The sequence below is a fragment of the Vibrio sp. 2092 genome (assembly GCF_033339635.1).
GTDB classification, from domain to species: domain Bacteria; phylum Pseudomonadota; class Gammaproteobacteria; order Enterobacterales; family Vibrionaceae; genus Vibrio; species Vibrio alginolyticus.
On the sequence record NZ_JAWOUY010000022.1, the window covers coordinates 1 to 12127 of the forward strand.

A 12127-nucleotide genomic window follows, 5' to 3' on the forward strand; every position below is an offset into this window, starting at 1 on the left:
TGGTGCCGACTACCGGAATCGAACTGGTGACCTACTGATTACAAGTCAGTTGCTCTACCTACTGAGCTAAGTCGGCACACTTTATTCTTTGTGCTTTTGTCCGTGTTATAACATTTCGTTAAGACACCAACAAATCAAATTGTGGTGCCCGGAGGCGGAATCGAACCACCGACACGAGGATTTTCAATCCTCTGCTCTACCGACTGAGCTATCCGGGCAACGGAGCGCTATTAAACGGATTTTCCCGCGTTGCGTCAACCACTTTTTTTAAATAATTTCAAAAAAGTGGTTGTTCGAACGCTTTTTATTCAACTATCACTACAAAGTTTGCTTCGAGTTAAATTCCTTTTTGAAATTTGTAACTTTTTCTAGGTAGCGACGCGCTTCTGCGTTCGGGTGTTTCTTGGTTAACGCCCAATAAACTTGGTTGGGTTGCAATGAATTAAGATCTTGCATTGCGCGTTTGCGATCACTGCGATGAAATGTGTTTAAAACTCCTCCAGTACCGCCATTGTAAGCTGAAATCATGCTGTACTCGAGAGAGGTAGGGTGGCGGACTTCTCTTAAATAACGATTTTTTAAGATATAGAAATACGCAGTACCAGTATCTATGTTGTTTTCTGGATTAAACAAATATTCAGGGCTTGGTTGGCCTGAGCGCTTTTTCACAAGTTTGAACACATCTCGTCCCGCGGTTTTAGGTACAACTTGCATTAGGCCATATGCATTTGCCCAACTTACCGCGTATGGGTTGAAACTGCTCTCGGTTTTAATAATGGCGTATATCAAGTCTTCTGGAATGTCGTATTTCTTGGAAGCTCGACGCACGATATCGGCGTATTGGTAGCTGCGTGTTGAAAAGTGGTCTTCAACCATGGGAATTTCGACATAATACGCTTTCTTGAAATCTACATTTTTGGTTTTTATTTTATTTGCGATGAGGTATTCCGCAAATCGGTTTGCCCGCCAAGACCATTGAATTGGCTTATTGTCTTGGTCGACAACTTGTTTATACAGGAATGGTTGCCCCTCTAACGTGATACCTTTAGAGGAGAATAAGTCGACGTGCGCGGGATCGTCTGGTGTTAATAAGGTGGTGACAATCGCGTCTTTTAGGTGTTTTTGGGGCTCGGTCGGTGATACGGTCTCTATCGTGATCACGCCTTTGCGAAAGTCGACCTCGGCGCGGCTAAGGTAGTTATCGATGTACTTGACGTAATTACTTTTGCCAGCGTACTTGATTTCTTTTTTACCCCAGCGCTTTTGAATATTGCCTGAAAAGCTATTGATTAAGGCATCTAGCGCCGCAGTATCTTTTTCAAATTGTCCTGGTAGCTCAGCTAAGTTATTGGCAAAACGGTTTGTTGGCTCGTAGTTGACGTCATAAATCTTTTCGACGAATTCACGGCTACAGCCTGCCATTAAAAGTGCGGCAGCAATAAAGACAATTTTTTTCATAAGTATCAGAGTTATTGAAGGTAATAGAAAAATGACACCACAAATGGTTGTGATGTCATTGTTTAACTCAAGCGACTTTATTCGCTCGGCGGTGTGTAACCTTCGATATGAACGTCTTTTCCTTCAAAGAGGAAATTTACCATTTCTGTTTCGATCAGTTTGCGGTGTTCTGGATCCATCATGTTGAGTTTCTTCTCGTTGATCAACATGGTTTGTTTGTGTTGCCACTGAGCCCACGCTTCTTTCGAGATGTTGTCGAAAATGCGTTTACCTAGTTCACCAGGGTAAAGTTGAAAGTCTAGACCTTCGCCTTCTTTCTTTAGTCGAGCACAAAATACAGTGCGGCTCATAATGACTCCTTGTATTCAATTAACGAAGTTCGTGGGGTAGCGTTTCCAGCAATAGTTTTACTGGCGCGGCTAAACCGACTTCTTCAGGTTTAGATAAGTTATACCAAAGACCTTTGTTGCCTTCCATTATCACGTCCGGTTGCTTTGATAAATCAATCAAAATTGGCGTGATATCTAGGTGGTAATGGCTGAATGTATGACGAAAGGTAATCAGTGTTTGCTTCTGTTTGATATTGCTGGCTTGAATGCCACGTTGATCCAGTAGCAATTCAATGTCGCTTTCTGCATCCACATGTTCGGTTTGTGGGAAGCAGAATAAGCCACCCCAAATGCCTGTTTGTGGTCTTTGCTCCAACCACACCTCATGACCATTTTCGGTGTTGTGGTGAAGCATCACGAAACGAGTTTGCTTGATTGGTTTATCTTTCTTCGGTTTTTTGCCCGGGTAGTCGAGCACATTACCTTGTTGTTTTGCCACACACAGGTCAGCAACAGGGCAGAGGCTACATTTGGGTTTGCTGCGAGTGCAGACCATTGCGCCCATGTCCATCATTGCCTGGTTATACTTATCTACATCCGTTTGTGGGGTATGCGTTTCGGCAATTTCCCACAGCTGGTTTTCAACCTTTTTTTGTCCTGGCCATCCTGAAACTGCGAAACAGCGGGATAGAGTGCGCTTCACGTTACCATCAAGAATCGCGTGTGGTTGTTTATACACAGACGATAAAATGGCGGCAGCAGTAGAGCGACCAATCCCCGGTAGGGCGTTCATTTTCTCTATATCAAGAGGAAACTCACCATTGTATGTAGAGGCGACCTCTTGTGCTGCTTTGTGAAGGTTACGGGCTCGGGCGTAATACCCTAAACCAGTCCAAAGGTGTAGGACTTCATCTTGCTCAGCATTGGCAAGATCGATCACGGTTGGAAAGCGCTCCAAGAAACGTTGGTAATACGGAATAACCGTAGTGACCTGAGTTTGCTGAAGCATAATTTCAGACAACCAGACACTGTATGCGGTCTTATTTTGTTGCCACGGAAGATCTTTTCTTCCATATGCGTCATACCATTCTAGGATGGCACTGGCGAAAGGTGTCACGACTTGCTCTGTATTCTATTATTGGTTAGGTGCAAAATTGCACCACATAATGGGCAAGAAGTACAACGGATAAACAGTAGGGATATAAAGAGGTGTGTCGTTGCTTTTGGGTTGCCATAGACCAAGAGCTCAACAAATACTTGCACCTAAGTAAATTCTTTGGATAATCCCCGCTTTGATTAATCAATGTGCAGGCAAAATCAATGAGTGAAGTAACCACTAACGAATACAACGAAGACGGAAAGCTGATCCGCAAAATCCGCAGCTTTGTACGCCGTGAAGGGCGTTTGACTAAAGGTCAAGAGAGCGCGATGAATGAATGCTGGCCTACGATGGGTATTGACTTCAAAGCTGAACTTCTCGATTGGAAAGAAGTGTTTGGCAACGATAACCCAGTAGTGCTTGAGATCGGTTTTGGTATGGGTGCTTCATTGGTTGAAATGGCAAAGAACGCGCCAGAGAAAAACTTCATCGGTATCGAAGTTCATAGCCCAGGCGTTGGTGCTTGTCTTGCCGATGCTCGCGAAGCGGGAATTACTAACCTGCGTGTAATGTGTCACGATGCGGTAGAAGTATTCGAACACATGATCCCAAATGGCAGCTTATCGACACTGCAATTGTTCTTCCCAGACCCTTGGCATAAGAAGCGTCACCACAAGCGTCGTATTGTTCAATTAGGTTTTGCGGAAATGGTGCGTGAGAAGCTTATCCCTAATGAAGGTATTTTCCACATGGCGACCGACTGGGAAAACTACGCAGAGCACATGATTGAAGTGATGAACCAAGCGCCAGGTTTCGAAAACATTGCTAAAGATGGTGATTTCGTTCCTCGTCCAGACGATCGCCCGCTAACGAAGTTTGAAGCTCGTGGTCACCGTCTTGGTCACGGTGTTTGGGATATCAAATATAAGCGTATTGCGTAACCAGAGGAGTTCATGGGATGTACCATTACGCGATATTAGCGAATCCGGGTCATAACCGAATTTACTTTGATAGCGCAATGACCATTGCCTTTTCTGAGCTAAAAGCAATTTTAGCTTCACAAGGCGTGGATGTGACAGAAATTGGTAGTAAAGACGTTGGCTTACCTGCTGCGTTGGTGTTTTCTTGTCAGGAAGCGCTAACCGATGAGCAGGCGCGAAGAATCGCAGCCTCTTCGATTTACTATGCGCTATTTGAAGTGCGCGAAGATGGTTTACTTCGACCAGTTCAAGCGCCCGTATTTAACACTTTCCCGGAAAGTATGAGCCAGATTTTGCGCTACACCGGGAAAACAAACGAGCAGTTTACCCGTTTGATGGTGAATATCGGCATTAGTGCGTCCAATACGGGAAGTGAACAACTGACCTTAATGGATCCAATGTGTGGTAAAGGTACAACCTTATTTGAAGGCTTGATCCACGGTTTGAACGTGGTAGGGGTTGAGATCAACGCCAAGTGGGTGCAAGAGATCCAGACCTTTATTGTTAAGTTCATGAAGAATGGCCGCTTTAAGCACAAAGTGAGCAAAGAAAAGCGCACTGCGGGTGGCAAGAAAGTGGCGGATGGTTTCGTGGTTGAAGCTGCAGCAAATAAAGAAGATTACAACCAAGGCCATCTTCAGTTTATGAAGCTGTATTCGGCTGATACTCGTATCGCTGATCAAGTCGTGAAAAAGAACTCAGTTGATGTGATGGTGTCTGACTTGCCTTATGGCGTGCAGCACGGCAGCAAAAATGCCAAGGACAGCAAACTGAACCGCAGTCCACTAGAGCTTTTAAAAGAGGCTCTGCCTGCATGGAAAGTGGTATTGAAAAAACAAGGTTCAGTGGTGTTGTCTTTCAATGAATTTACATTGAAATGGAAAGATGTCGCGGCATTATTTGAAGAGCAAGGTTGGAAGGTACTTTCAGAAGAGCCTTACATCGGTTATCTTCACCGTGTTGATCAATCTATCAACCGCAATATTATTGTGGCAGTAAAACCATAATCGACTTGAGTCGAACGAACCCTATGGAAAAGCCAACGACACGTTGGCTTTTTTTACCTCTGAGCTCAACGAGTTCTCTTGTAAATAGAAGGTAGAGAATGAAACCGACAGTGGAAATTTTGACAGATATTTTGGCGGAAGTACGCCCTTTAATCGGCCAAGGTAAAGTGGCTGATTACATTCCTGCTCTGGCAAAAGTACCCAGCAACAAGTTAGGTATTGCGGTATACACCAACGAAGGTGAGGTTATTAAGGCGGGTGATGCCGATGAACCTTTCTCTATCCAATCTATTTCAAAAGCATTGAGCTTGACGTTAGCGATGTGCTTGTACAAGCAAGAAGAAATTTGGTCTCGAGTGGGAAAAGAGCCTTCGGGGCAGGCATTTAATTCGCTAATCCAGCTAGAAATGGAGCAAGGTATTCCTCGTAATCCATTTATAAATGCTGGAGCGATAGTAGTGGCAGATTTGTTACAAACTCGCTTATCTGCACCTCGTCAGCGCCTGTTGGAATTTGTGCGTCAGCTTTCTGGTGATACCCATATTGTGTATGACAAAGTCGTTGCGGCATCCGAAATGATGCATGGTGATCGTAATGCGGCGATTGCATATCTCATGCGTTCGTTTGGCAACTTCGAAAATGAAGTGATTCCAGTACTACAAAACTACTTCCACGCTTGTGCGCTGAAGATGAGTTGCGTCGATTTGGCTAAAACGTTTAGCTATTTAGCAAACAAGGGCACATCGGTACAAACGGGTAAGCCTGTAGTTTCTCCTGTGCAAACCAAACAACTTAATGCACTGTTAGCAACGTGTGGCTTGTATGATGGCGCGGGCGAGTTTGCTTATCGCGTTGGTATGCCTGGTAAGTCTGGTGTTGGTGGTGGCATTATCGCGGTAGTACCTGGTGAAATGACCATTTCAGTATGGTCTCCAGAGCTTGATCCTTCAGGTAACTCGCTTGCGGGTACTAAGGCGCTTGAGCTGCTCTCCGAGCGAATTGGCCGTTCAATTTTCTAATGTTGGAAATGTGTCAACCTTATTTAGGACGGCACAGTTTCTAAATAAAAAGCCTCTCAATTGAGAGGCTTTTTTTTGTTTTGGGGTTGCGTTACTCTTCGCTTTCTTCGGCCATAAAGGCTTCGAGCAAATCATTAAGGAAGAGCTTCCCTTTTTCAGTAATTTGCCAGTGGGTAGGCGTTTCACTCAGGTAGCCCATTTCTATCGCCCAGCTGATGGTTTCTTGAATCGTACTAAGCGGTAAGCCCGTGGTGTCCACGTAATCTTGCTTCGGACAGGCTTCGATTAAGCGGAATCGGTTCATAAAGAACTCGAATGGACGATCTTCATCCGCGACGACATGTTCCGTATGCAGATAAGGTTTGACCATATTTTGATAAGCCGCTAAATAGCCTCGCGGGTGTTTTACCTTTGTCGTTCGAATAATACGTCCGTCGGTAAAACTGAGTTTGCCATGAGAGCCACAACCGATACCAAGGTAATCACCAAAGCGCCAGTAGTTGAGGTTGTGCTGACACTGATAGCCCGGCTTGCTGTAACCGGAGATTTCATATTGCACATAACCCGCGGCTGCAAGTTTTTGGTGTCCGAGCTCGAAAATATCCCACAAGTCATCATCGTCAGGTAGCGTTGGTGGCTTGTAGTAAAACATGGTGTTTGGTTCGATGGTCAGCTGATACCAAGACAAGTGCGGCGGCGCCAACTCAATCGCTTTGTCCAAATCTGCCAAGGCTTGTTCGATGCTTTGATCAGGTAAGCCGTGCATGAGATCGAGGTTAAAGCTGTTCAAACCGATTTGGTGCGCCAGCTGAGCAGCGTTGACGGCTTCGTCTTGGCCGTGAATACGCCCCAAACGCTCAAGCTTTTGTTGCTCAAAGCTTTGCACGCCGATAGAGATACGCGTTACACCAGCTTTGCGGTAGCCAACAAAACGCTCTGCTTCGATGGTGCCTGGATTCGCTTCCATGGTGATTTCGATTTCAGGCTTGAACGGAATACGCGCTTCAATGCCCTTAAGTAGACGCTCGATGCCTTCTGCCGAAATCAAACTCGGCGTACCACCACCAATGAAGATTGAATGCAGTGGACGTGGCGCTTCGTTAAGTCGGTATTTCTCAATGTCGGTATCCAAATCTTCTAAAAGGGCACTGATGTACTCTTCTTCTGGAATCTCGGTTTTGAGCGCGTGAGAGTTAAAGTCGCAATACGGGCACTTTTGCACACACCACGGGATGTGTACATACAAGCTGAGTGCTGGGGGCGTTAACATGGTCTAATTCGCTCGTGATTACTGAGACACTTGCTCAGACAGTTGAGCAAACAACGACTTGAGCGCTTTACCGCGGTGAGACAGTTGTTTCTTACGTGCAGGTTCAAGTTCGGCTGACGCACAGTTGTCTTCAGGAACAAAGAAGATTGGGTCGTAGCCAAAGCCATTTTCACCGTGTGCTTCAGTTAGAATTCGGCCTTCCCATTTACCGTGACAGACGATAGGCGTTGGGTCGTTCTCGTGACGCATGAGGACTAATACGCAGTGGAAACGTGCTGTACGCTCTGCTTCTGGTACGCCTTCCATTGCCGCTAGCAATTTTTCTAGATTCTCTTGATCAGATGCGCTCTCGCCTGCGTAACGTGCAGAGTAAATGCCCGGAGCGCCTTTTAAGAAATCGACTTCTAATCCAGAGTCGTCTGCAATGGCAGGAAGCCCTGTTTCTTGTGCGGCATGGCGAGCTTTAATGATTGCGTTTTCAATGAAAGTTGTACCCGTTTCAGCTACTTCCGATACATTGAATTCACTTTGCGCTAATACTTCAAAGCCGAAGTCAGACAATAAATCTGCCATTTCACGAACTTTGCCTTGGTTACCAGTTGCTAGCACAATTTTTTTCATGGGAATCTCTTTTAATAGTGATAGAGGAGAACAAATCGTTCTCCTCTAGATATTCTTTAATTAATAAGTGGTTTTTAGCCTGCTTAGATCCAAAAGCTTTTGGAACATCACAACCCAATTACTCTTCAACATAAAACTTCTGGGTGAATTTAAGCTTACCTGAGCCTTTGTTTCCAGCTTTTACGTCAATATCGAAAGTAAAAGTTTCTTCGTGGGTAATTGGTAGTTCGGCTAAATAGTATATCGCATTGCCTTCTTTGACTTCACGAAAGGTCAAGGTCTGAGTTTGGCCGATAAGGTTCTTCGCGCGTCCAGCAATTTTTGCTTCTAATGCTGGCTTACCCAATGAAGCTCTATCTAACACGCTAATATTAACCACTGCGAGGTATCCATTACGTTTGATATCGTAGCTACGTGCGACTTTGGGTGTTAGGAATGTTGAGTTAAACGCTACATAGTGTACTTCGATATCTTTCATATTTTTAAACTGATCGGCGAAGCTTGGTAACGACAACAGGCTAATCAGTAATGCGGTAATCCATTTGCTCATTGTTACTTCCTCAAAGCACTTGTTATAAAACAACCATAGCTGCAATTTTACCTTGGTCAGGGGGTAAAAAATGCGTACTCAGTCGTTGGTATTAGTAAGTGTGGTACAAAATCGTAAATAAAAAGCCATCATATGATGGCTTTAATTTCTATCGGTATCTGGGTAGGCGATTCTATCCGAATTTGTTTGTGCCGTCCTAATTCACCTTTTTCTATGTGAACCAAGCCCTTAGCGATTTTAAACTGCTTGGCTAAGAACTTAGTTAGGTGTGCATTAGCTTTGCCATCGACAGGTGGAGCAGTAATGGCGATTTTTAGCTCTTCACCATGCAAGCCAACGATTTTATCGCGGCTAGCTTTAGGTTGAATATAGAGCTTCAGGATGATGTCCTCACCATCTTGCCAAACTGCAGCTGACATTATAGCTGGAACCAAATTGGACCAATGATATCGCCCATTAAGAAGTTCGCGAACTGCAAGCCGATAAATAACACCAGTACGCTTAAATCAAGACCACCAATAGCCGGAAGAATACGACGGATTGGAGCGCACATTGGCTCGGTCAGTTGATGGAATACGTACTCGATAGGGCTGCGGCCTTGGCTTACCCAGCTCAAAATTGCACGGATCAATAGTACCCAGAACAATAGGCCACCTGCGGCTTTGATTAATGATAGTAAGCCCAAGAATAAGAAGTCAGCGCTGAAAGAGACGGAACCGTTCGAAGCTATTAGGATAAGCACGACAAATTTAAGCACACACAACACGTAGGCAAACAACACGGTTGCTAGGTCAATATTCCCCACGGAAGGGATAACGCGGCGCAATGGACCAATGACCGGCTGAGTCGCTTTTACTATGAATTGCGAGAATGGGTTGTAGAAGTCTGCGCGCGCAGCTTGCAACCAAATTCGCAAAATTACGACCATGATGTACAGGTCAAATAGGGTTGAGATGAGAAAACTCATTGAATTCATAAGGTACCCTTAACAAGTGATGGATGATACTAAACGGAGTTCATCCAAATAATTAAAACAGTTTTTCCATTTCTTCCGCGCGAGCCACAGCCGCTTGCATGGCTTTAGCGACAATATCTGAAAGTTGATGTTCGTTGAATGTACGCAGTGCTTCTGCCGTTGTCCCACCTTTCGATGTTACGTTCTCACGCAGGGTCGATAGCTCAGTTTCTGGGTTGCTAACCACCATACTAGCCGCGCCCAGTGCAGCTTGCTGAACCAATAGTCGAGCGGTCTCTTTATCAAAGCCTTGCGCAATCGCTTCTGCTTGCATCGCTTCCATAAACAGGAAGAAGTATGCTGGAGCACTGCCCGCTGCGGCAATCACATTATTGATACCTGACTCTTGCTCAACCCAACATACTTTACCGACCGCTTCCATTAACTCTGCGGCAAAAGCTTTGTCGTGCTCGGTTACATGAGTTGATGCGAATAACCCACTCATACCCAACCCAAGTTGTGATGGCGTATTTGGCATAACACGAACCAAGTTCAATTTGGTGGCTAGCATATCATCCAATCGAGAACAGTTGATGCCTGCGGCAATAGAAATCACCAGTTTATTAGTGAAATCGATCGATTGCAGTGGTTTACAGACATCCGCCATCATTTGCGGTTTCACAGACAATACCACCACATCCGCCTCGGTCGCAGCTTGGATGTTATCGCTGGTGGTACGGATGCCAAAATCTTGTTCTAGCAGAAGGCGGCGAGCCTCTGAAGGAGCCGTCGCGGTAATGTTTTGCGCTGGGTATCCGTTAGCAACCAAGCCTGAAACAATGGCTCTCACCATGTTGCCAGCACCAATGAAGGCGATTTTTTTATGTTCCATTTGTCTGATTTCCATCATGATATTTAGAATTTGTTGTGCGCTCAGGTGTATAATGGCGCCGCTGTTACTTACTGCTCCTATTGGCGAGTAAGATGATTGCGCATTTACGCTCTAACGATTGACGACATAACTTATGTCGCGAGTGAGCGTTTTGTTGATTTAGCTGTAGTCTCGTGCGCCGAAAATAGCGGTTCCAATACGAACCATTGTACTACCAGCTTCGATTGCAGCGGTCATATCACCACTCATTCCCATTGATAATGTATCGATTTCTGGGAACTGTGCTTCGAGTGTTTGCTTCAACGTAGCCAACTTCTGAAATTCACGGAGTTGTGATTCGTAGTCAGACACGTTGGCAGGAATCGACATCAACCCTCTTAAAGTGAGGTTAGGTAGGCGAGAAATCAACTCCGCCAGCTCGAATACTTCCGCTTCAGTGACACCAGACTTAGATGCTTCACCACTGGTGTTAACCTGAATCAGAACTTGTAGCGGTTTAAGTTCGCTTGGCCGCTGATCATTCAGGCGTTGAGCTATCTTGGTTCGATCGATGGTGTGAACCCAATCGAAATGTTCAGCAACAAGTCGCGATTTATTGGATTGAATCGGGCCAATGAAGTGCCATTCGATTCGATTATCTGGATAATGCTCGGCAAAGTGCTGAACTTTACTGACGCCCTCTTGAACGTAGTTTTCACCAAAGGCGGTTTGTCCCGCTTGGTAGGCTTCGAGAATTGCCTCGACAGGTTTAGTTTTGCTTACCGCTAGAAGTTGCACTGACTCTGGAGTTCGACCACATTTTTGCTCGTCATATCGAATTTGAGAGGTGATATGTTCAATATTTTGTTGAATACTACTCATAGCTGTACTTTAGACTTAAGGATTTTAAATGGATATCACTGAGTTACTGGATTTTAGTGTAAAACATAATGCCTCGGATCTACATCTTTCTGCAGGTGTCCCACCAATGGTTCGTATTGATGGGGATGTGAGAAAACTAGGCATTCCAGCGTTTACACACCAAGAAGTGCATCGTTTGGTTTTCGAAATCATGAACGATGCCCAACGCAGTGAGTTCGAAGAAAAACTCGAAGTCGATTTCTCTTTTGAGTTGCATAACGTTGGCCGTTTCCGTGTCAACGCTTTCAACCAATCTCGCGGTTGTGCGGCAGTATTTCGTACCATTCCAAGTAGCATTCCAACTCTGGAAGAGCTAGAAGCGCCAGAGATCTTCAAAAAAATTGCGAACGCTGAAAAAGGCTTAGTTCTGGTCACTGGCCCAACAGGTTCAGGTAAATCGACGACCTTAGCAGCCATTGTTGACTACATTAACCGTAATCACAACAAGCACGTACTCACAATTGAAGATCCGATTGAATTTGTTCACAACAACAATAAATGTTTGATCAACCAGCGTGAAGTTCACCGTGACACCCATAGTTTCCAAAATGCTTTGCGTAGTGCATTGCGCGAAGACCCAGACGTTATTCTGGTTGGTGAGATGCGTGATAAAGAAACCATCAGCCTTGCCTTAACGGCGGCAGAAACGGGTCACTTAGTTTTCGGGACGTTGCACACCAGCTCGGCGGCAAAAACCATTGACCGTATTATCGATGTGTTTCCTGGTAGTGATAAAGATATGGTCCGCTCGATGCTATCTGAGTCTCTTCGTTCGGTTATCGCGCAAAAGCTTCTGAAGCGTAATGGTGGTGGCCGTATTGCATGCCATGAAATTATGATGGCAACGCCTGCGATTCGTAACTTGATCCGCGAAGACAAAGTCGCGCAGATGTATTCGATTATTCAAACAGGTGCGGCTCACGGCATGCAAACCATGGAGCAAAATGCTCGTCAGTTAATGGCGCAAGGCATGGTTGCTCGTGAAGAGGTCGATAGTAAGATCGGATTAGAAGTGCAGCAATTCTCGTAACGTTCATACAGATAATG

General features: G+C 45.1%; 14 protein-coding genes and 2 tRNA genes. 4 read left to right on the forward strand and 12 right to left on the reverse strand.

The features are described from left to right. The 5 genes from R7P80_RS25245 to mutY form a co-directional block, all read right to left on the reverse strand. A tRNA-Thr gene (locus tag R7P80_RS25245) sits at nucleotides 1-76 on the reverse strand. A gap of 66 nt (nucleotides 77-142) precedes the next feature. Further along, nucleotides 143-218, reverse strand: a tRNA-Phe gene (locus R7P80_RS25250). Between the two features lie 100 nt (nucleotides 219-318). Further along, a complete protein-coding gene (gene mltC, locus R7P80_RS25255) occupies nucleotides 319-1458 on the reverse strand; it encodes a membrane-bound lytic murein transglycosylase MltC (RefSeq protein ID WP_005381001.1) in 1140 nt (379 codons plus the stop codon). 77 nt (nucleotides 1459-1535) lie between these two features. Then, nucleotides 1536-1808, reverse strand: coding sequence for an oxidative damage protection protein (locus tag R7P80_RS25260; protein WP_005381002.1), 273 nt, complete (start codon nucleotides 1806-1808; stop codon nucleotides 1536-1538). 19 nt (nucleotides 1809-1827) lie between these two features. Continuing rightward, nucleotides 1828-2904 (reverse strand): A/G-specific adenine glycosylase, encoded by a 1077-nt coding sequence (mutY, locus tag R7P80_RS25265; RefSeq protein ID WP_225492045.1) that lies wholly within the window; start codon nucleotides 2902-2904, stop codon nucleotides 1828-1830. A gap of 203 nt (nucleotides 2905-3107) precedes the next feature. On the opposite strand from mutY, the gene trmB reads away from it, so the two are divergent. The 3 genes from trmB (at nucleotide 3108) to glsB (ending at nucleotide 5892) form a co-directional block, all read left to right on the forward strand. After that, nucleotides 3108-3827, forward strand: a complete 720-nt coding sequence (trmB, locus tag R7P80_RS25270; RefSeq protein ID WP_005384506.1) for a tRNA (guanosine(46)-N7)-methyltransferase TrmB — start codon at nucleotides 3108-3110, stop codon at nucleotides 3825-3827. 17 nt (nucleotides 3828-3844) lie between these two features. After that, the gene (locus tag R7P80_RS25275; protein WP_225492046.1) at nucleotides 3845-4873 is read left to right on the forward strand and encodes a TRM11 family SAM-dependent methyltransferase; all 1029 of its coding nucleotides are present in this window, start codon (nucleotides 3845-3847) and stop codon (nucleotides 4871-4873) included. A 98-nt stretch (nucleotides 4874-4971) separates the two neighbouring features. Continuing rightward, nucleotides 4972-5892 (forward strand): glutaminase B, encoded by a 921-nt coding sequence (gene glsB, locus R7P80_RS25280; RefSeq protein WP_005381007.1) that lies wholly within the window; start codon nucleotides 4972-4974, stop codon nucleotides 5890-5892. Between the two features lie 91 nt (nucleotides 5893-5983). On the opposite strand, the gene hemW is transcribed toward glsB, so the two are convergent. The 7 genes from hemW to R7P80_RS25315 all read right to left on the reverse strand — a co-directional run bounded on the left by hemW (nucleotide 5984) and on the right by R7P80_RS25315 (nucleotide 11041). Next, on the reverse strand, nucleotides 5984-7162 hold the full coding sequence (hemW, locus tag R7P80_RS25285) for a radical SAM family heme chaperone HemW (RefSeq protein WP_138940385.1): 1179 nt from the start codon (nucleotides 7160-7162) through the stop codon (nucleotides 5984-5986). A gap of 18 nt (nucleotides 7163-7180) precedes the next feature. Further along, nucleotides 7181-7783, reverse strand: a complete 603-nt coding sequence (locus R7P80_RS25290) for an XTP/dITP diphosphatase (RefSeq protein ID WP_005381009.1) — start codon at nucleotides 7781-7783, stop codon at nucleotides 7181-7183. A 118-nt stretch (nucleotides 7784-7901) separates the two neighbouring features. Further along, nucleotides 7902-8333 carry a DUF4426 domain-containing protein gene (locus R7P80_RS25295; RefSeq protein WP_005381010.1) on the reverse strand — a complete coding sequence of 144 codons (432 nt, stop codon included), beginning with the start codon at nucleotides 8331-8333 and terminating at the stop codon, nucleotides 7902-7904. Between the two features lie 128 nt (nucleotides 8334-8461). Continuing rightward, nucleotides 8462-8752 (reverse strand): DUF167 family protein YggU, encoded by a 291-nt coding sequence (gene yggU / locus R7P80_RS25300; RefSeq protein ID WP_054577162.1) that lies wholly within the window; start codon nucleotides 8750-8752, stop codon nucleotides 8462-8464. After that, complete coding sequence (locus R7P80_RS25305; protein ID WP_005381012.1) at nucleotides 8752-9309, reverse strand: YggT family protein; 558 nt, start codon at nucleotides 9307-9309, stop codon at nucleotides 8752-8754. Before R7P80_RS25305 ends, yggU begins: the two co-directional genes overlap by 1 nt. A gap of 52 nt (nucleotides 9310-9361) precedes the next feature. Further along, nucleotides 9362-10180, reverse strand: coding sequence for a pyrroline-5-carboxylate reductase (gene proC / locus R7P80_RS25310; RefSeq protein WP_225492047.1), 819 nt, complete (start codon nucleotides 10178-10180; stop codon nucleotides 9362-9364). Nucleotides 10181-10339: 159 nt separating this feature from the next. Beyond that, nucleotides 10340-11041 (reverse strand): YggS family pyridoxal phosphate-dependent enzyme, encoded by a 702-nt coding sequence (locus R7P80_RS25315; RefSeq protein WP_005384521.1) that lies wholly within the window; start codon nucleotides 11039-11041, stop codon nucleotides 10340-10342. A 28-nt stretch (nucleotides 11042-11069) separates the two neighbouring features. Between R7P80_RS25315 and R7P80_RS25320 the strand changes: the two genes are divergently transcribed. Further along, a complete protein-coding gene (locus R7P80_RS25320) occupies nucleotides 11070-12110 on the forward strand; it encodes a type IV pilus twitching motility protein PilT (protein WP_005381015.1) in 1041 nt (346 codons plus the stop codon). Nucleotides 12111-12127 lie beyond the last annotated feature (17 nt).